Here is an 18,836-nt window from a genome sequence, read left to right as displayed (position 1 = left end):
TCGCATTGCTTCTTCCCCTCTGTCCGGTTTCCCGGCTCTTCGGCCTTTAGTATTGGCAGTCGTAGACAGATCCTCCCTGAAGCTCCCGGTAACGGGTGGGCGAGCTGCCGAACCATTTCTTGAACTGCTTGGAAAAATAGAGCGCATCGGGGAAACCGACACTGGACGCAACCTGTTCGATCGTCAGCGGCTCCCGCAGTAATAAGCGCGCCCGTTCCATACGGATTTTCAGCAAAAATTGCATCGGAGACACTCCGGTATGCTGCTTGAATATTTTCGATAAATAAGAGCGGTGATAGCCGAGCGTATGGGCCATCTGTTCGATAGAAACTGGCTGTGAATACTGCAGATTCAACCACCGGATCGCCTGCTCGACCTGCAGCTGCACCGGATCCGCGCTGGAGGAACGGGAAGGCAGCACATCCAGCTGTCTCGCATATTCCGCTAACAGCAGGCGCAACAAAGCGCCGACCTGCAGATCGCAGGACGGATGTCCCTCCCCGAGAACATGGGCCATCTTATGAAACAGGACGGGAATTTTACGGTTTCCCTTCGTGCTCACCGTCGGCTGGTAAGGGGTGATGGACAATTGCGAAAGCAGCTCATCTGCCCGGGTTCCCTTAAAGCCGATCCATATATACCTCCAAGGGTCCTGTTCATCCGATTCGTAGCTGGACAGCTCCCCCGGAAAGATGAAAAAATGCCCTCCCTCCGACAGCTCGTAATCTCTACCCCTGCAGCGGAATCTTCCTTTACCGGAGAGGACGTAATGAACCAGATGATAATCCAGCACCTGCGGCCCCACTTTATGCGATGGCGGCGTTTGCGCCTGGCCGGCAAACAAGACGACCAATTCCCCGTTACCCGGGTAAAGATTTAGAGACACCGTATGAGTCGGTTTACCCATCACCTTCCCGCTCCTTTCTCTATGTTATCAGGCCATTCCTGCGGATAGGCCACGTCCATCCATATTCCGTCCGGAACCTTTTCGATCCGCTTACAGCCTGGACGGCTATATTATTCAAAGTAAAACAACTGCAGACGCATTGCAAGAGTCCGGGTCAAAATCACCTGACCAAATCATTCGGGGGATGAGCTTTGGTGTTAGATTGGTTTGATCGCCCACAGGTCCCGGCATGAATTCAGAATAAGGAAGCTTATCCCTCCATCTCATACAAAAAACAACATTTCTCCATACGAAAGTGAAATGATTCCATATGCAAGCGCCTCCCCGAACCGTATAGTCATAAGTAACGGCTTAGCCATCCCCAAGTACAAAGGCAGTGCCTGGAGATGGATGACAACATCAATTTACTCAAGGAGGCCTTCTAACCATGTCCAAAATTACTTTCCTCGGGGCCGGAAGCACGGTCTTTGCCAAAAATGTGCTGGGAGACTGCATGCTGACCGAATCACTGCAAGGATTCGAGCTCGCTTTGTTTGACATCGATCCCGTCAGGCTAAAGGATTCCGAAAACATGCTCAACAACCTGAAACAGACGACGGGAAGCCGTTGCCGAATCGTTGCGTATTCGGATCGCAAGGAGGCGCTGCGGGGAGCCAAATATGTAGTGAATGCAATCCAGGTCGGAGGATACGACCCTTGTACGATCACGGACTTTGAAATTCCGAAGAAGTACGGCTTGCGCCAGACCATCGGGGATACGATCGGCATCGGCGGTATTTTCCGAAACTTGCGGACGATTCCCGTCATGCTCGATTTTGCCAAGGACATCCGCGAGGTATGCCCGGACGCCTGGTTCCTGAACTATACGAATCCGATGGCCGTATTGACCAACACGATGATTACATACGGCGGTGTCCGTACGGTCGGGCTGTGCCACAGCGTCCAGGTTTGCATGCCGCATTTGTTCCGCCAGCTGGAAATGGATACGGAAGGAGTTCAAACCAAAATCGCCGGAATCAACCACATGGCCTGGCTTCTGGAATGTACGAAAGACGGGATTGATCTGTATCCGGAAATCAAGCGCAGAGCGAAGGAGAAGCAGAAGGAAAAGCATAATGATATGGTCCGTTTCGAACTGATGTTCCGCTTTGGCTACTACGTAACGGAATCATCGGAGCATAATGCGGAGTACCACCCGTATTTCATCAAGAAGAACTATCCCGAATTAATCGACCGTTATAATATTCCGTTGGACGAATATCCGCGGCGCTGCATCCGGCAAATCGAAAGATGGCAGACCATGCGCGATGAACTGGTGAACAACCGCAGCCTTGAGCATAAACGCTCCAATGAATACGCCTCCTATATTTTCGATGCGATGGAGACGAACCGCCCGTTCAAAATCGGTGGGAACGTGATGAACACCGGACTGATCACCAATCTTCCCAAGGAGGCCTGCGTTGAGGTTCCTTGCCTCGTAGACGCAAGCGGCGTCACGCCGACCTATGTAGGAGATTTGCCTCCGCAGCTAGCCGCACTGAACCGGACGAACATAAACACCCAGTTATTGACCATCGAAGCGGCGATCACCCGCAAGAGAGAGCATATTTATCACGCCGCCATGCTGGACCCGCATACATCGGCAGAGCTCTCCATCGATGATATTGTCTCCTTGTGCGATGACTTGATCGAAGCCCATGGCGACTGGCTGCCTAAATATAATTAATCATTGTTCGGCAACGAATCATCAGAACGGGGCCGATCTATAGAAGGCACTTCCTTAAAAACCGGGCGAACGGATACGTTGCGCCCGGTTTGGATTTGCGTTAGTCTTGGCATGCTTTGCGCCAGAGGCTGCTTGGAACGATCGGCTCGGCAAGCTTCATGTGAAAAGTCGGCTACAGCACGATGAACAAGGTGTGAACCGGGCGTGCAGCGTTAGCCGTTCACGTCTAGACATAAGGAGTGCCCTCTTTGTGCATTCGGGAAAATTTAGATCAGGAACATAGCGACAATGGTCGTCACGACCAAGCCGATCACAACCGGCCGTACATTGCGGCGAACCATCTCGAAAGGATCTACCCCGCAGATCGCCGCGGCGGGAATCAATGCCCAGGGAATCAAGGTTCCTCCTCCGACCCAAATTCCGGCAATTTGACCCAGCGCAGTCAATGTAGCGATCCCGGAGCCGATGGCCGTACCGAATAATTGGGCGATGGAGCCGGCCAACGAGATTCCCGAAAATCCGGAGCCATCCAATCCGGTAATGGCGCCGACGGTCGTAAGGGTAACGGCGCCCACCTCCTTGTTAACCGGAACCGTATTGGCGAGAGCGAGCCCCAAATCATTGACGATGCCTTGAGACCCCTCAGGCAGAACACTGCCGAATAAATTGAAGAAGGCCGAATCCCCCAGATAGAAGAAAGCGGCGATCGGAATGACGGGCCCGAATACCCTGAAGCCGAACTGCAGGCCTTCCACCAGATACTGTGTCGTTCTCTCCAGTCCCCGGTTGCGATGAGCAAGCAGGGTGATGGTGATCAGAATGACCACTGAGGTTCCCCCGACCAGAGCCGTTGCCTCCCCTCCCTGCAGCTTGAAGAAATACATGGCTGCCAAGTCGCCAACAAATAACAGTGGAATGATGACGGCCATAATTTTTTTGGCTTTGTCCGGCAGGGCAGCGGCCAGGGGGTCCTCTCCTCCTTCCGCTCTGGCTTCCCCCTTGCGGACCGCTCCGGTAGCGAGAGTAAGCTTCCCGGCTGCCATCTCCCGGCGCATCAGCCAGAAGGCAGCTACAGTCGTCACCGTTCCCATGACCAGAACTAACGGAATGCTGGCCTGGACAACCTCGGAGACCGGTATACCCGCAGCGTCGGCCGTCAGCTTGGGAGCCCCCTGAATGACGAAGTCCCCCGATAAGGCTATGCCGTGGCCGAACAAATTCATTGCGATGGCAACACCGAGCGGCGGCAGACCGACCCGAACCGCAGCCGGCAGCAGCACGGCCCCGATGAGCGCCACGGCGGGAGACGGCCAGAAGAAGAAGGAAATAACCAGCATGACCAATCCGACTGTCCAATAGGCTAGGCCGGGACTTCTCATCAGTCGGATAAAGGGGGACACCATCGTTTCATTAATTCCCGTTCTCGTTAACACCCGGCCCATGGACACGATAATCGAAATAATCAGTATCGTATTCAACAGCTCTGTGATCGCATAGATAAAGCTGTTGAAGATTCCGCTTACAGATTGGCTTAAGGACGATGTAGCCAACCAGCCGAGCAGAAAGATTCCGGCTATACATACAAGCGATGTATCCCTTCTCATGATCATGCAGCCGATAATCATGACGACAAACCCTACGTACACCCAATGGATTCCGATCAGCTCTATCCCCATCTTGCACCTCCCTGCAGGCTTACACCCGGATAATTACAAAGTATGCTTGAGCCCGCAGGTTGGTTTGATCCCGCCCATGTTCATTGAAAAAAAATCAGCCTCGCCTATTACGAGACTGATCGTTTATGCAAATCATTAGGATGCCGTATCTTTAGTTCAATACATAAACGGTTACGTTCTGAATGCCGAATTGGCTTGCAGTTGAACGGCTGCCCGGCATAAAGATGTCAATCCGGTCGCCCTTAATCGCTCCGCCCTGGTCGGTTGCCTTGCCGATCATTCCTCCGACAGGAAGCCCCTGACTGTTATAACCGGTAATATAAACGGTAGAATTCATAGGAATGACTGCCGGATCTACGGCTATCGTTCCCAGTTTCAGAGGATTGCCGTAGTAATCGACAGGCCCCCATCCGTTCTCTTCATGCGAGGCGGAATAAGCGGTAGCGGAAGCCTGTATAACTTTGCTGTAAGTATAGGTTTCGCCCGTCGGCGTCGTTATCGTTTGCGCATTGCTCGCAGGCGCCGGAGCAGACTCCGGACTCGCACTTAAGGCAGCTACCGAGTGGTTCGAATTCGTGTAGCCTTCCGGCAATTCCAGCACAAGCCCCGGATATAAATTATAGGGATCATATTGAGAATTGGCCGCCATTAACAAGTCTAGAGGAATATTTAATTTCTGCGCTATTGTCCAGAAGGAATCCCCCTTCTGCACGGCATAAGAATGCTCCGTAGATACTGGAAGCGTAATCGTCTGGCCGCTTTGCAGGTTATACATATCCACTCCCATGTTGGCATTGATAACGGCCTCCAAGGATAACTGATTCTTCTCGGAGATTGTCCATAAACTATCATTATCCTGAACCTGATAGGATGCGGCGAAAGCCGGAGAAGACAAACTGGCCAAAGACACACTTAATGTAAACGCTATTACTGTTGTTTTAACCAATCGTTTCATACTGAGCTCCTTTTCGCTGCCTGCGGAGTTAGTTGTCGGATTCGGGAGAAAAGGAAGTATCCCTACGCTAATATAAGCGACTCACCCCAAGTGCCGAGCAAGCCCAATTGTCGGCACATACCGTCCCCCGCACTTCAAGAAAATTTATTGAAGTTTCGGCGGTTAAAGTCTAGCATATTTTAGTAGCCGGTTAAACGAGTAAAATATGGAAAGACTCTGCTGCTCTGGCCCTGTGCCGTGCCTTCCTTCCGAAGATACGCATACCATAGAAACATCACTGCATTTGGACTATTTTCAAATCCTCTTCGCAGAAGGAGCGATCCGTTCAATGTTGATTTCACAGGTGTGCAAACAACAGGACTTCGAGTCCGTCTGGCTACAGGAAGCTTGCCTCGCCTTGAAGGAGCCTCTGCAGTATCATCGAAAGCTGTGGGAATACTGTTATATCTATCAAGGGTTGTTGGAACGGGGAATGCTAGGCCCCGGCAGAAGAGGATTGGGATTTGGTGTCGGCAAAGAGCCGCTCGCCTCCTTATTTGCTTCCAGAGGCTGCTATATCACGGCCACCGATCTGGATGCTCCCTCCGCCTCCGTACAGGGCTGGGCGCAATCCAACATGCATGCCGCAGGTATTCAGGATTTGAATGAAAGAGGGTTATGCGATCCTGAATTATTTCGTCAGCGGGTTACCTTTGAAGTGGTCAATATGAATGCGATTCCTCCGCATTTATTTAACCAATTCGATTTTACCTGGTCCTCCTGCTCCTTCGAGCACTGTGGATCGATTGCGCTGGGCAAGCAGTTTATCTTGAACCAAATGAACTGCCTGAAGCCCGGGGGAGTTGCCATTCATACGACCGAATTCAACCTTTCCTCCAACGACCAGACGCTGGAAGAAGGCCCTACGGTCCTCTTCCGCCTTAAGGACATCGAATGGATGGTCCATACGCTGCGCGCACAAGGACATTCCATAGAAGTCGATTATTCGGTAGGCACCGGCCCGATAGACCGCCATATTGATGTTCCCCCCCATTCAAATCCGCACTTAAGACTGCTGTTGGCGCAATATGTCACTACCTCGATAGGGCTTATCATTGAGAAAGCGAAATGACCGTTCTTCTGTCCATAAGCGCAAAAAATCGTAAGAAGGATACCTTCTTACGATTTTTATTAGTTTCGGCTTAATTTATGGTTTGGGCCCAGCTATGCAAGTGTGCACTGCAGGGAGCTGATAAGTAAAACGATGACACTTGCTTGCCGCTTGCTCCGTTCCCATCTCTTAAAATGTGGTCACTGCTCCTGGATACAGGCGCAGCTTCAGCGGACAATCAGCAAATCCAAGTGATAAAGGTCTCTATGAGCCTCCAATACCGCCGCATTGGTAGGCTCCACCCGGCCATCATGGCGCAAAATATGGAACTGGAAGCCGCGCTGGACAAATTTCTGCAGAACGGGCCCCGGTTCTCCCCCGCGCCATATAACCGGCAAATACTCCATAAGAATGATGATGGAAGGATTGTGGTCGATCACTTCAAACACGCTATCCATAATCAACGGCTCCGCCCCGTCTACATCGATTTTAATCACGTCCGCTTTAAGGCTGGGAAGGAAGTCGGTGAGCAATCCTTGCTTGACTTTGAACATTGTCGGCTCGTTGATAGCTTCGATTCCTAAAAATTGGATGCTTGTCCCGCCATCCCCTATCGTCTGAAATTCGGTTTCCCCTCTTTGATTGGACAGCGCGACCCGGTGCAGATGGACACGCCCGTACATCCCGTTGAAGGAAATGCTTTTTAACAGATTTCTATGGTGAAAAGGGTTCGGCTCGAACGCATGCACCTGGCCGGTAGGCCCTACCAAATGCCCTGATAAAATAGAGAAAAAGCCGGTATGCGCCCCGATATCGAGCACGGTCATTCCAGGTTTGACGATCGTCAACATAATGTCTGTAATCCATTTCTCCCAATCGCCCGTTAATAGAATGGCTAAGTTAACCGGGTCCCGTGTATCCAGAAACATATAAGGGCCGTGATTTATATTTGTTAATACGGTGTGGTCACCCAAGTAATAATGAGGTCTGGTCAAATCAATCTCCCCTTCCGCTATAACGGTGCCAAGTAAATCGACGGCACACGCACCGCGCAAGCGTTCATATCGTGCTTATATAAACGCACTTCGACATCTTTTTCATCCTCATGCAAATAGATGACTTCCTGCAGCTGAGACGTTAGGAACAAGTGTTTTTGCCACAACAATTTATTAGCGGCATTGGACGTGATATCCAACGTAAAGTGGCCTGCGCCGACTATTTCTATCCGCACTTCGAAGCGGTATACCTGGACGGGCAATTTGATATACGGGCCAAAGAAAATGAATCCGGGCTGATTGCTTCGGATCCAACCGTCCTTATCGGAAGGCCTAGGCAGAATAAATGAAGAATAATACAGGTTGCCGATCCCCGGTGGAGTCTCATAGCGCAGTTCGGCAGGAGGGAGTTCGGCAAGCGCAGGAAGCTCGTCGGTTTTGTTCAAACGGATAACGGCGAGCCCGTTGGCCAGGAAGAACGGATGGTTGAACCGGCAGTCCGCCAAATCCCGCTCTTCACATTGAACCCATAATTGGCTCGGAGCTTCGAAGCTTATGTCCGTGTCCAGTTTCCTCATGAAGGAAAAGGAGACGGCGGTATCCGGAATATCATATTTAGCGGTCAGGAGCCGGAGATACTCCGAATTGAATTGAATAAGCCACCCTACGTCCGTTAGACGCCCGAACGGAACGGTAATGATCGCCTTGCCTCCGGGCTTCAGCAAATCGTAGATTTTGCGAATGGCCTTCAGCGGGGCCTCCCGGTCACCCGATTGGAACTCTCCATACGCCTTCTGCCCGATATGCTCTACGGTCGATGCGCATACGATGACATCGTATCGAGTCTGAACGTCCATTAAATCGATGTTGATTACTCCCGGCCACTTTTCGAATTTATCGATAATATGCCGGCCGGCCAGACCGGGAAGATGCTCGATCAGATCCGGATAATGGGAGAGCACGTTTCCTACCTCGAGAATAGAGCCTTCTTGCCCATGCTCCTGCAAAAAATCAATCACGATCGGAATTTCAACCGTTCTTTCGGACCAGTTGTTCTTAGGAATTCTGTTGTATGGTAGCATCTTGTTATTATAGAGAAAATGAGCTCCCATCTGATGCCCGAAAATTCCCATATTCATCCATCCTTTGGTTTCTACTGAAGAACTGAACTCAAAGAGAGAGCGGCAAGCAAGCGTGTGATCTAATATATGCGGAGAGGAAAATCGGGGTATGGACGAATGAAGACATCCCCGATCGATGGTAAGAGCATCTACCCAATTTTCCTTGTTTTTGATTCAAACACCTAATTCCCCCCTTCCGTAGCGCCATATACTGGTTACTAATCCGCAGTTTTATCGGCCGATTAAAGGGGGAAGCCTTCGATGAAGTATACCGGGGTGTATTGGATGGGGCCCGTCCTGGACATGGGAGGATACGGCAACGTATCCCGAAATTTCATAAAAACGTTGGAAACGATGAATATCCCCGTGCAAATCCATCCTATAGGGCCGGATCACGCGGAAATCGGCGAACAGACGAAACAATGGCTGCAGCGGTTATCCACTCCCAAGATTGGAGACAGAGTCGTCTTCATCCGCCACGGATTACCTCCCCTGTTTCGGGAGCATTTTCATGTACCGAACGTAGCCCGCCAGATTGGCGTTACATTGTTCGAAACGGACCGGCTGCCGAGCGGCTGGGCGGCGGAGGCCAACTTAATGGACGAAATCTGGGTCCCCTCCCGCTTTAATTACGAAACTTTCTCCCGCAGCGGGGTCAACCCCTCGAAGCTCAAAATCGTCCCGTACCCTATTGATGTAACGAAATATTATCCAGGGAAACCGTATCAGCAATTAATTTTCTCCCCGCCGATCCGGTCATTCGTGTTTTTGTACGTATTCGGCTTCGATTACCGCAAAGGGTATCAAATGCTTATACAAGCTTTCTGTGAAGAATTCTCTCCCGCCGAGGATGTAAGCCTGATCTTGAAGGTATATCTGCACAGCGGGTACAAAAGAGGGTTTGCGGCTAAAGAAATACTGTCCCTGATTCCGCCGGGCCGTTACAAGAATCAGATCGTGCTAATTACGACGCCTTTCTCGGAAGAGAATTTAATCAATCTCTATCAAAGCTCGGATGTCTATATTTCAATGGACCGGGCCAGCGGCTGGGGAATGCCGGCGATGGAAATGATGAGCCTGGGGAAACCCGTCATCTCCATAAATTGGGGAGGGGCAACCGAATTTATGAACGAATCGAACAGCTTCCTGATCGAGACGGAGAAAAATCTCGTTCCCGTCGACGAGAAATTGCAGCGGGAGCGGCCCGATTATTACCTTAACCATCGCTGGGCGGACGTTAGCATAGCGAACGTGCGCAAAACGATGCGGGAAGCCTACGAGAACAAAAGCAGACGGGAGGCGTTGGCGAGAAAAGCGGCTTCGGATATTCACCTTAACTTTTCTCCCGCGTCCATCGGGATGATCATTTCCAGACTGTTCAGTTAATGTCGATATCTTTAGAAGAGGTGAACATAGTGAACATAGCCTTCGATATGTCTTTCGTTCAGGGGGTGTCCAATTATCGGGGCATCGGAAGATATTCCAAAAATCTGATCGAGCATGTTTCCATCCTCGGCAAGGACCTCTCCTTTTTTTACTTTTATCCCGATATCAACAACGGTCCGGATGCTCTCAAGAGTCAACTGCAGAAATTTCTGCGCCATAATCAAATCGAGCTGTTCCATATCCTGAGTCCTTTCGAATATAAAAATCAGGCCATGATGAATCGGGAGTGGTACGGAAAGACGAAGTTGGCGGTAACGTTATATGATATCATCCCACACCTTTACAAAGATCAATATTTGCATAACGAGGGATTCGAGGCTTTCTATTATCGGGTTATCGAGTTTATCAAATCTTGTGATGTGATTCTGGCCATCTCGGAAACGACCAAACAGGATGCCGTACAACATCTCGGGATGGACCCGAACAAGATAGTAACGATCATGGGCGGCATCGATTCCAGGTTCAAGGTGCTCCCTGCCGTGAACCGGGCGGAGCTGCTTGCCCGCTACGGAATTGTGAAGCCTTATGTCATGTGCACCGGCGGCATGGATTTCCGCAAGAATATGTCCCGGCTGATCGAAGGCTTCTCCATAGCCAACCGCCAGCTTAACCATGCCTATCAACTGGTACTGTGCTGCAGCGTTACTCCCGAAGATCGCCAACAGCTAATGGAGATTGCCCAACGGAGCGGTGTGGCGGAGGATATCGTTATAACCGGATTCGTCCCCGATAATGAAATAACCGACCTGTATAATGCCGCGGAAGTATTCGCCTTCCCATCGTTATACGAAGGACTCGGATTTCCGGTCCTCGAGGCAATGGCCTGCGGTGCACCGGTACTGACCTCCAACTGCTCCTCGCTTGCGGAAATTGCGGGAGACGCCGCCAGGCTGGTCAACCCCCATTATTCGAGCGATATCGGAGCCGGACTGTATGAACTGTTTACCCAGCCGGCCATGAGAGCAGAGCTGCAGCAACGGGGATTCCGGCAGGCTGCCGGCTTTCGCTGGGAAACCGTAGCGGGCAAGGTCATCGCCAGCTATAAGCAGTTGATACGCAGGAAGATCGCTATCTTTACTCCCTTGCCGCCGATTCGTTCCGGAATTGCCGATTACATGGAGTCTATTCTGCCTCTCCTTGCCCGAAATTACGATTGCGACTTCTATGTGGATGACGATTATGCTCCCAACATCCCCCCCGGCCCGACGGTACGGATTTACAATCACCGGCTGTTTCATGACCGGGCCCAGGATTACGATGCCGTCATCTATCAAATGGGCAACAGTGGCTTTCACATCTACATGATTCCGTATTTGAGAGTTTATAGCGGCATTGTTGTGTTGCATGATTTGAACCTGCATGCGATGAGTATCGAGTGGACCTTGTCCAAAGACGATGTCGAAACCTATACTCACGTTCTGTCCAGCCATTACGGCCAGAGTGCCAAGCATGTAGCGGCCGCCATCCGGAACGGTCAAATTGAAAGGCCTCACGAGCAAATCGTGATTAATAAATATTTTCTGAACAAGGCTAAAGAAGTTATCGTTCACAGCCGTTACTGCAAGGATTCTCTTAACTCCGACGGAGTGCGAAATGTGAGAGTGACCAGACTGCCGGCCAAGGCCGCCGCCGTTCCCGACCGGACTTCATGCGCCGGCGGAAATAAGTTTGTGTTCGCCAGCTTCGGATATGCAACGCCGCATAAACAGATTGAGACGGCCATTCGCGCCTTTGGAAGGCTGGTCTGCCAGGGAATTACGAATATAGAATACCGGTTAGTAGGACCGATTGACCCGCAATTCCTGCGCCAGGTTCGTTCCCTTATCCGGGAGGAACGGCTGGAATCATACGTTAAGGTGCTGGGACATGTGGATGATGCTGCTTATCAGCGGCATTTATCGGAAACCGATGCAGCCATTAATCTCCGTTATCCCACATATGGCGAATCTTCGGCTTCTCTCCTGGATATTCTGTCTTCCGGAATCCCGGCCATCATCTCGAACATCGGGGCCTTCAGTGAATTTCCGGAAGAAACGGCCGTGAAGCTGCCGCCCGTCCCGGACGACGATACAACCTTGGCCGAAGCGATGCTTCGCCTGTACAAGGATGAGGCACTGCGGGCAAAGCTGTCGCAGCATGCCCGCGTATACGTAGCACAGCATCACTCTGCGGAGGAATATATCCGCCAGTTGGGAGAGGCGATCGAGAATACCGCCAAGCAAAGATTGCGGGATATTCCCACGATTCTATGGCCGTTGGAGGAAGAGTTCGTTGATGAGGAGGAGCCGGCATTCAGTGAGCCCCAGCCCCCTGTTCCTGTTCAAACAGAGACGGTTCCGCCCGAAGCGCCGGCAGAAGCGGCAGACCCGCCCGCTTCCACCATCCGCCTGTCTCCTAACCGCATGAAGCAGCGAAGGCTGAGGAGAAGAACAGTGACCTACTGTTCTTTTGAACTGCCGGCGTTGCCGCAAGAAACGCGGATTGATCGGGCGGTGTTGACGCTCCCCTTGGCACGGCCGGCCAGAAGAGTTGCCGTTCACCGGATACGCAGAAGCTGGAGCGAGCGCAGCGCCCGGCTGAGAAAGCCTCTGGTATACAGAAAGCCTATCTTTTCCGCTAGAGGCCAGAGAGGTACGGTACAATGGGATTGCACGCCGCTCGTTCATCTGTGGATGGCCAATCCGGACAAAAACCACGGCATTTGTGTCCCGCTTCATACTCATCCCCACCTGGAGCTTATTCTCGGGACCGAAGGATAAGAGCATGCTCGGCAGGCAGAAGCCCAACACTTACGGCTCCGGGAATCCGGGGCCGCAACCCCCTCGTAGGAAATAGATGGTATAGGTTTTTCCAGCATTTGGCCCGTTGAGTTTCCTGCATTCTCCTTTATAGTTAAAATAGAGAATCTATTAGAATACTTTGACTAGAAGGAGAATCATCCTTGTCCAGCAACTATAGAAAAACGCTCCTCAGCACCGTTGTCGCCCTCTCTTTATTCGCCGGGTCGGCCCCGGCGGAAGCGGGCAAATATAATATGTCCTACGTCTTTCATGGCTCTCCCGGAAAATATATCGATTATGTCGAAACTACCCGGGGTTCGCTGGATGTCATTTCCCCCTCTTATTTCAAGCTTAATCCGGACGGCTCTCTGCAGCTTTCCCCGTCTCTCGATCCCGGTTTTATCCAGGAAATGCATAAGCGGAATATTCGTGTAGTCCCCTACTTAAGCAATGATTGGAATCGCGATTTGGGAATCCTGGCCTTGCAAAATAAAGAGCATCTGGCGGATCAATTGGCCGAAGCTATACATACTTATCAATTGGACGGAATCAACATAGATTTGGAGAACATACCGAAGCTGTACCGTGAGGATTTCACAGCGCTCGTGCAGCTTCTGAGAGCCCGACTGCCTGCGGATAAAGAAGTGTCCGTAGCCGTCGCTGCCAATCCGTACGGTTCGGATCAAGGGTGGCTGGGGCTATACGATTACGAGGCACTGGCCGAGTACAGCGATCATTTGATGATCATGGCTTATGACGAGCATTATGAAGGGGATCTGGCCCCCGGCTCTGTCGCCAGTTGGAGGTTCATCGAGAAATCGATAGAGTTCGCCCTGTCCCAGGTGCCGGCGGATAAGATCGTGCTCGGTTTTCCTTTCTACGGTCGACTCTGGAAATCGGACGGAACGATTCTGGGAATCTCCGTTCAGAACCGGATGGCGGACGAGCTGATCAAGACTTACCGGGGAACCGTTACACTCGATCCGTCTAGCCGTTCGGCCAGGGCGACCTTCACGGTCCTGCCCACCGATCCGGCATTAACTGTTAATGGGCGCAAGCTTAGCCCGGGAGATTACGAGCTGTGGTATGAGAATGAAGCCGCTATGAAGCTCAAACTGGAATTGGTGGGAAAATATCATTTGAAAGGTGCCGGAAGCTGGAGCCTTGCCCAGGAAGATGCGCGAACCTGGGACTTCTTCCGCCTCTGGCTGAACGGGGCGGCCTTCCCGGACAGCATGGGCCACTGGGCGCATAACGAAATTGCGGATGCTTATGATCATGGCTGGATAAATGGAGAGGCAGCCGGCATATTCTCTCCGGACGGACCGCTGACCAGAGCACAGGCCGTCACTGTTCTGTCGCGGATCATGATGGAGGGGCCAGAAGCCCCCGTCTCGGGAGCCGGCGGAGCAGCCGGAGACGCCGCCTTGTCCGGCGGAAGCCCGTCCGGAATCGGCTTCGCGGATGTGACGCCGGATCATTGGGCGGCCGGAGCTATTGCCTGGGCGTACGCTAACGGCATTGTGGACGGAATAGCTGACGGCAGCTTTGCTCCGGATGAACCGCTCACCCGGGAGCAGATGACGGCCATGCTCGCCCGGCTGTTAAACTACCCGCCGGTATCCGCGAACACCAAGAGGCCTTATGCCGATGTCGCCCCCGACCGCTGGTCCCATGCCGCCATTCAGACGATGTCCGAATACGGCGTTGTGGACGGATATCCCGACGGCACCTTTCGGCCTGAAGAACCGGTCACCCGCGCCCAAATGGCCGTTCTGATGACCCGGGTGTTCTCCGACCGGGAATAGGCCGGGGCAGAGCCCAAAACGACGTATGTAAGTCCAGGAAGGTTGAGTTTTGGAACCTTTGCGGTTCCGAACCCAATGCGGCCGTTTGCTGCTTTCGACAATGCCCGAAGGGCAAGTTAGGCCGATTCTCCACGACCTTCCCGGACTCCTTCTTTCTGTTATTGCATCCAAATCGAAAGACCATACTGTTCACGATAGGCATTGAAGGACTTCCATGAATCCGCGCGGATTCTTCCTTCGTTATGAATCGATTTTTATCCTCCGCCACCCATTGCCCCCCTGTACTCTTCCGGCTCTGCGCATTGAATCTTCAACGTCACGATATCTTCTTGGGCAATTTCCAGCTTCGCTATAGGATCATGCTCTCCCCTTCTTCGCGTAAATCAGCCCGTCTTTCGCATTGACAAAAAATCCGCTCTCCCGACAAGCCCAGCTTGTTCTTCACAAAATCGTTAAAAAGCACAATCCAAAAGTAAAATAACACATTATGGAAAGGCGAATTCAAGAATACCGTATTAAAGTTTGTATCAGGAAATAAATGTAAGAGTGATTGGGGGTGAAATGGAGGTCCTTTATCTTGCCTGATACAACATCTTCAAAGATCGGCATCTTAGAATAGAAGGAAAATTTATCGTTTAGGAGATGATATCAATTGGCTCAAGCCGGGTTTAAAACCAAAAAAATGGTTAGCCTGATCCTTATTCTATCTCTTGCCTGCCTACTATTTCAGTTCGGGCCGACAGTGAATGGCGCCGTGGCAAATGCCGGCGCTGCACAAGATCCGCCAACGATCGGATGGACTCAAGTTCCCTTCAGTTATTACATCCAGAAGCCATGGGATCTTGATTTGAGCGAGCGATACCATTACGATGCAGCGACCGATACACATACCATGTGGGTATATAATACGGACAAACCTTTTAAACAAGGCAATACAACGGACCCCCGTACCGAGATGCGCTGGTATAACGAGTATTCGTCTGGTGAGCACATGTGGGAAGCAGATGTCTATATCGAAGAAGGGTCGGTCGGATCGTCAGTGATGCAAATTTTGCGGATTAACAGGCCGGCGGGTACGCCCGCAACCGACATCATGCTGGTAGTTCACCCAGATAACACGGTGAGGCGATATTTTAGCGATCCTAATGGTGCGCTTATCAAATCTAATGTGTACAACAATTGGTGGAACCTAAAGGTGGCTCATAATGCTGATGAGGGAATCATTCGAGTTTATGCAGATGACGAATTGGTTCTGACCGTAGAAGATCGCGGGCCGGCGACACGTCACTTTAAGAACGGTGTTTATGGAGTGGAAGGACGTTCAGAAACGAAGTTTCGAAATCTGAAGTACTGGGTCAAATAAAGCCATATAAAACAGTAAAGAAAGAACGCCCTCATCCGAGGGCGTTCTTCGACAGGCTTCATGCGCCGGGCTATTGGGACAAGCTGTCCTTGATCATGCGGTTGATTTGCTCCCGTTTGTTGAGCAGCCATTCCTCTTCCCGAGGGTATGTACGGAACGTAATCTCTTCCTCCAGCTCTTCCTCGATCAGCTCAAGCACCTGCTCCCTGCCTATCAGGCTTTCGAGCAGCTTCAACGCCCGCAAATCCTGGAACGCATCATAGAACACCTTAAGCCGCAGCGATTCTATGGCCTGTCCATCCGGACCCGGATAGACCACGAATGCATCGCCGGCCGGAAACCCGTAGTTGGAATCCGTGTTGGTGTATGGATCGATCGGCCGGATCGAATATTGGGCATACCAGAAGTTATAGCCCCAATGCAGGAACCCGGCAATATCAAATTTATACAGTTGATAGCCCAGAATCCGGTTGCGTGCGGACGGCATATTCAGGAACCGATTCGACACTTCCTTGTATTGCGAGCAGCAATAATAAGTCCACAGGTTCGGAACCTTATTCTCCAGGAACGGCTCAATATGATTAGTAGCAGGAATCGGGTTCTTGACATAGCCTTTATCATAAAATTCGTAGTCCGACAGAGCATCGATCATCGGAAAATCAGCCAAATATTGCTTCAACAAATCGCTCGCTTTCTGGTAGTTTTCCAAATGCTCCTTGTGAGGCTCGTCAGAAACGTGGAAGAAGCTTCGCTCCTCCAGGCCGTTGGTCTGAATAAAGCGGACAAGCTCGGGCAAGAACTGCGAGAGAAATCCCCGATAATCGTCCCCGGTCGCATCGGTCTCCCAGCCAAAAATGCGCTTCTCGGTTCCATTCTCGACAGCCATAATTTTCGGCGCATGCTTGACTCCCCACTGGGTAAATAGATGAGAGAATTCAAAATACCGGACCCCGTTCCTCGAGCAGAGCTCCACCCATCTTTTCAGCTTGTCGAAGCCGAAGCGGTAGGTATCTCCGGATTTCTCCACATCGACCAGTTGGACCGTCGGTCGCTCCCCGCCCACCCGGGTATCCAACGGAGGGGTGAACAGAGGCGTCAGAATCATATTCATGCCGTGCTTAACCGCAGTTTGTACAAAATTGTCTATCGCCCGCCAATGCTCTTCGCTGAAAATCTCATAGGAGTAGTAAGTCGCCAGACAGTCCGTATGGAACCAGTTCGTATATTTCAACTGCTGCTCCGGCAGTTCGGCTCCAATGACCTCCAGCTCGAAGGTCTCTTCGGCCAGACATTCCCCTGCGTGCATGAACAAAACGCGAATCGGGTAATGGCCCGGCTTCACCTTGCCCTGAAGATCCGCCTCGACCCATAGGGAGCGCCAATTGCCGGGCAGGCCTGCCAGGCCCTCCTCCGCAATGTTATACAGAGGGTCGGGATATAATCCCGGAGTCGAACGAAGAATGTGCTCGTCATGATCGTGATAGGCAACCATCTCGGCCGGTACGAGCCCTACGGAGCGGACCGACAACACCTCGTTCAGCTCCGACTCCACCTTGACTTCGAGCCACTTCAATAACAAATCGGAGCGATAAGCGATCTGAAAAGAATACATCTCGTTAGATAGAGCGGATCCCTTGGTATAGGCCCGGGCGTTCAGTTCCTCATCCGGAAATACTTTCACCAACGAGCTTAGACAACGGGTTTCAAGCTTATAACTGCCTGTTTTCATTCGATTTCTCCTCCTCTAAATCCTTCGTCTGTTCATACCCAAACTACTTCTAGAGCTTGCGCAGTTACCGGCTTAAAGCCTGATCTATAGGCACACTCTGCCCGGACCAGGCTTTCTTCGCCGTCCAGTCCGCCTCTCCTTGCCAGAAAGGATCGGAAGGCGGCAGGCCCAGCGGAAGGAAGACCGTTGAACAAAGATACAGACTTCCGGTAGAAATATACGATTCGCCCAATTCCGGCTGATGGCCGCATAGTCCGATTTGCAGCCAGCCTTTGTCGTCGAATGTTCCCGGCACCGTCAATGTCCGCCGTATCACTGCCGTCAAGGCGCACCTCACTTGAGCCGGATGAAGGTCCGGAGGCAGCTTATGCTGCAGCGCCATCTGCGCAAGATGCTGGAACGCCCCGCAACGATAGGCCAGGGACCGGCCGACGACCGGGAAAGTGCCTTCGGGAGAGATGCTTCTTTCCTGAATGGCGGCATAGCGGACCGCCCTGGCCTCCACTTTCTCCTGCAGGCGTTTCCAATCGTCCGATTCCTGTGCGACCGTTCCGACGATATCGATGAGCATCGGCTGAATGACGAAGCTGTTGTAATAATCCCAATGGAAGTCCGGGCCATCCCCATAAATTCCGTCGCCTTTATACCATTGCTCGTGCTGCTTGAGGGCGTAATCGATCCGCATCGGGTCCCAGCATTCGTCCATCCTGTATAAAGCGGCTTCAATCATCGCCGCAAACAGCAGCCAATTGTTAAAATGGGGTTTGCGAGACCGCGTCGCCTGCAGCGACTTAACAAGCCGGCGCTGAACCTGTCCGCTTAACCGGCCATAAAGCTCCGTCGGCGCACGCAGTAGAGCATGAGCCAGGAAAGCGGCGTCCACGATCGGTTGATATCCTTGGGTAAAGTTAAAGCAGTCCGGAGACTCGGGATCCGTGCCGGCATCGATCCCAAGCCTTGCCAGTTCACCATATTGCTCTCGCCATCGCGCTTCCGGACTATCGTCATCCGGTCCGCTCTCCAGCCATGGAGCCATGCCGACCAGCAGTCTCCCGAATGCTTCCAGATAAGTATAGTCCGCCCGATCCGTCCCCCTGCTCTCCACAGGCATGTCCGCTCTCAGCCGGCGCGCGGCCAAGGAGGTAAGGACCGGATCGGCAATCCTTCTCATCCATTCCAGCCAGAGGCTCCGGTCCTCCTGTCTGTTCCCGGTTGGTAAGCTCATAATCTTGCTCCCCCT

13 protein-coding genes and 1 riboswitch are annotated in these 18,836 nt (G+C 51.9%); of the genes, 6 read left to right on the top strand and 7 right to left on the bottom strand.

Annotation, left to right across the window (positions count from 1 at the left end):
• Positions 1–46: 46 nt before the first annotated feature.
• Entirely contained in the window at positions 47–907 is an 861-nt protein-coding gene (locus ACFQ03_RS14300; RefSeq protein ID WP_379288943.1) for an AraC family transcriptional regulator, read from the bottom strand.
• Between the two features lie 427 nt (positions 908–1,334).
• On the opposite strand from ACFQ03_RS14300, the gene melA reads away from it, so the two are divergent.
• Positions 1,335–2,633 carry an alpha-glucosidase/alpha-galactosidase gene (melA, locus tag ACFQ03_RS14295; protein ID WP_144933756.1) on the top strand — a complete coding sequence of 433 codons (1,299 nt, stop codon included), beginning with the start codon at positions 1,335–1,337 and terminating at the stop codon, positions 2,631–2,633.
• 266 nt (positions 2,634–2,899) lie between these two features.
• On the opposite strand, the gene ACFQ03_RS14290 is transcribed toward melA, so the two are convergent.
• Together ACFQ03_RS14290 and ACFQ03_RS14285 are read right to left on the bottom strand one after the other, a co-directional pair.
• Complete coding sequence (locus ACFQ03_RS14290) at positions 2,900–4,309, bottom strand: hypothetical protein (RefSeq protein WP_379288941.1); 1,410 nt, start codon at positions 4,307–4,309, stop codon at positions 2,900–2,902.
• Between the two features lie 151 nt (positions 4,310–4,460).
• The gene (locus tag ACFQ03_RS14285) at positions 4,461–5,264 is read right to left on the bottom strand and encodes a LysM peptidoglycan-binding domain-containing protein (protein ID WP_144933754.1); all 804 of its coding nucleotides are present in this window, start codon (positions 5,262–5,264) and stop codon (positions 4,461–4,463) included.
• Between the two features lie 2 nt (positions 5,265–5,266).
• A riboswitch (cyclic di-AMP (ydaO/yuaA leader) is annotated at positions 5,267–5,435 on the bottom strand.
• A gap of 157 nt (positions 5,436–5,592) precedes the next feature.
• Here ACFQ03_RS14285 and ACFQ03_RS14280 point away from each other — a divergent pair.
• Positions 5,593–6,375: an SAM-dependent methyltransferase gene (locus ACFQ03_RS14280; protein ID WP_379288938.1), complete on the top strand. Its 783-nt coding sequence runs from the start codon at positions 5,593–5,595 to the stop codon at positions 6,373–6,375.
• 206 nt (positions 6,376–6,581) lie between these two features.
• Here the strand turns inward: ACFQ03_RS14280 and ACFQ03_RS14275 are convergent, their stop codons facing one another.
• Entirely contained in the window at positions 6,582–7,349 is a 768-nt protein-coding gene (locus tag ACFQ03_RS14275) for an FkbM family methyltransferase (RefSeq protein ID WP_379288936.1), read from the bottom strand.
• A 17-nt stretch (positions 7,350–7,366) separates the two neighbouring features.
• Complete coding sequence (locus ACFQ03_RS14270) at positions 7,367–8,482, bottom strand: SAM-dependent methyltransferase (protein ID WP_379288934.1); 1,116 nt, start codon at positions 8,480–8,482, stop codon at positions 7,367–7,369.
• Between the two features lie 249 nt (positions 8,483–8,731).
• On the opposite strand from ACFQ03_RS14270, the gene ACFQ03_RS14265 reads away from it, so the two are divergent.
• From ACFQ03_RS14265 to ACFQ03_RS14250, 4 genes are all read left to right on the top strand, one after another.
• On the top strand, positions 8,732–9,856 hold the full coding sequence (locus tag ACFQ03_RS14265; RefSeq protein ID WP_379288932.1) for a glycosyltransferase family 4 protein: 1,125 nt from the start codon (positions 8,732–8,734) through the stop codon (positions 9,854–9,856).
• A 29-nt stretch (positions 9,857–9,885) separates the two neighbouring features.
• The gene (locus ACFQ03_RS14260) at positions 9,886–12,675 is read left to right on the top strand and encodes a glycosyltransferase (RefSeq protein WP_379288930.1); all 2,790 of its coding nucleotides are present in this window, start codon (positions 9,886–9,888) and stop codon (positions 12,673–12,675) included.
• A gap of 182 nt (positions 12,676–12,857) precedes the next feature.
• On the top strand, positions 12,858–14,504 hold the full coding sequence (locus ACFQ03_RS14255; RefSeq protein WP_144933748.1) for an S-layer homology domain-containing protein: 1,647 nt from the start codon (positions 12,858–12,860) through the stop codon (positions 14,502–14,504).
• A gap of 652 nt (positions 14,505–15,156) precedes the next feature.
• The gene (locus ACFQ03_RS14250) at positions 15,157–15,867 is read left to right on the top strand and encodes a polysaccharide lyase family 7 protein (protein WP_222126598.1); all 711 of its coding nucleotides are present in this window, start codon (positions 15,157–15,159) and stop codon (positions 15,865–15,867) included.
• Between the two features lie 70 nt (positions 15,868–15,937).
• On the opposite strand, the gene ACFQ03_RS14245 is transcribed toward ACFQ03_RS14250, so the two are convergent.
• Both ACFQ03_RS14245 and ACFQ03_RS14240 read right to left on the bottom strand, forming a co-directional pair.
• A complete protein-coding gene (locus ACFQ03_RS14245) occupies positions 15,938–17,596 on the bottom strand; it encodes a DUF4091 domain-containing protein (RefSeq protein ID WP_144933747.1) in 1,659 nt (552 codons plus the stop codon).
• Positions 17,597–17,660: 64 nt separating this feature from the next.
• The gene (locus tag ACFQ03_RS14240; protein ID WP_144933746.1) at positions 17,661–18,821 is read right to left on the bottom strand and encodes a DUF2264 domain-containing protein; all 1,161 of its coding nucleotides are present in this window, start codon (positions 18,819–18,821) and stop codon (positions 17,661–17,663) included.
• Positions 18,822–18,836: the final 15 nt, after the last annotated feature.

Source organism: Paenibacillus residui, from assembly GCF_042677205.1.
GTDB classification, from domain to species: domain Bacteria; phylum Bacillota; class Bacilli; order Paenibacillales; family NBRC-103111; genus Paenibacillus_L; species Paenibacillus_L residui.
This window is presented reverse-complemented; position numbering and strand designations above follow the sequence as displayed.

Bases quoted from the DNA above. Each gene is read 5' to 3' on its own strand.
- ACFQ03_RS14300 (WP_379288943.1), bottom strand. From the start codon at position 907: ATGGGTAAACCGACTCATACGGTGTCTCTAAATCTTTACCCGGGTAAC.
- melA (WP_144933756.1), top strand. From the start codon at position 1,335: ATGTCCAAAATTACTTTCCTCGGGGCCGGAAGCACGGTCTTTGCCAAA.
- ACFQ03_RS14290 (WP_379288941.1), bottom strand. From the start codon at position 4,309: ATGGGGATAGAGCTGATCGGAATCCATTGGGTGTACGTAGGGTTTGTC.
- ACFQ03_RS14285 (WP_144933754.1), bottom strand. From the start codon at position 5,264: ATGAAACGATTGGTTAAAACAACAGTAATAGCGTTTACATTAAGTGTG.
- ACFQ03_RS14280 (WP_379288938.1), top strand. From the start codon at position 5,593: ATGTTGATTTCACAGGTGTGCAAACAACAGGACTTCGAGTCCGTCTGG.
- ACFQ03_RS14270 (WP_379288934.1), bottom strand. From the start codon at position 8,482: ATGGGAATTTTCGGGCATCAGATGGGAGCTCATTTTCTCTATAATAAC.
- ACFQ03_RS14265 (WP_379288932.1), top strand. From the start codon at position 8,732: ATGAAGTATACCGGGGTGTATTGGATGGGGCCCGTCCTGGACATGGGA.
- ACFQ03_RS14245 (WP_144933747.1), bottom strand. From the start codon at position 17,596: ATGAAAACAGGCAGTTATAAGCTTGAAACCCGTTGTCTAAGCTCGTTG.
- ACFQ03_RS14240 (WP_144933746.1), bottom strand. From the start codon at position 18,821: ATGAGCTTACCAACCGGGAACAGACAGGAGGACCGGAGCCTCTGGCTG.